This window comes from Saccharothrix hoggarensis, assembly GCF_042678885.1.
GTDB classification, from domain to species: domain Bacteria; phylum Actinomycetota; class Actinomycetes; order Mycobacteriales; family Pseudonocardiaceae; genus Actinosynnema; species Actinosynnema hoggarensis.
Genome location: NZ_JBHTLK010000506.1, coordinates 1 through 872 on the forward strand (window position 1 = coordinate 1; position 872 = coordinate 872).

At 77.3% G+C, this 872-nt stretch carries 1 protein-coding gene and 1 pseudogene; both read right to left on the reverse strand.

Features of this window, described 5'->3' with window-relative positions:
- Positions 1–511 (reverse strand): amidohydrolase family protein (locus tag ACFQ3T_RS36800; RefSeq protein WP_380730817.1); only part of this gene is annotated, 511 nt, incomplete at its 3' end.
- Positions 508–872: pseudogene (locus tag ACFQ3T_RS36805) on the reverse strand (L-erythro-3,5-diaminohexanoate dehydrogenase); the annotation flags it as partial. The gene ACFQ3T_RS36800 and the pseudogene ACFQ3T_RS36805, both read right to left, overlap by 4 nt.

Sequence of the window (872 nt, forward strand, 5' to 3'; positions counted from 1 at the left end):
GCCCGTCGGGCGACCAGCCGTCGGCGTCGCGGGCGGCGGGCGCGAGGTCGACCAGGGCGGTGGACACGGCCGCGGAGTGCACGTCGATGCGGGACAGGTAGACCCGCGCGCCGCGGCCGGCGGCGTCCAGCTCGGCCCTGGTGGGCGGCCGGTTCTCGGGCCAGCGCGTCTCGTCCCAGCCGTGACCCCAGATGAGGGGGCCGTCGGCGGCGCGCACGGCGTCGAGCAGCTCGGCGAGGGAGCGGCAGCCGGTGAGGTCGAGGCCGGTGAGCATCAGGCCCGCGGCGGTGGCGTGCACGTGGGCGTCCACGAACGCGGGCGCGACGAACGCGCCGTCCAGCTCGACCACTTCGGCGTCGGGGTGCAGGGCGCGCCCGGCGGCGTCCTGGCCGAGCCACACGACGGTGCCGTCGGTGATCGCCATCGCGGTGGCGTCGGGTGCGGTCGGGGAGTGGATGCGTCCCCCCACGAGCAGGCGCGTCGCCCCGGGGGCGCCGTTCACGGTAGTCACGCCTGCTGAGTCTGCCGGTGCTCGAACAGCGCCCGCACGGCAGGTTCGGCGCGCAGCAGGTCGAGGGCGAACGCGGCGTGGCCGGGCACGTAGCCGTTGCCGACGATCATCTCGACGTCGGCGGCGAGCCCTTCCGCGCCGAGCGCGGCGGCCGGGAAGGAGGTGGCCATGGAGAAGAACACGACGGTGCCGCCGTCGGCGGTGGCGAGGATCGCGCCGTGCTCGCAGCCGGGGACGTCGACGCACACGACGGTCACGTCGGCGGGTGCGCCGACGGCGTCGGCGACGGCCACGGGGTCGCGGGCGTCGGCGACGACGACGGTGTCGGCCAGGGCGGCGGCGCGGGCGGCGGCGGCTTCGC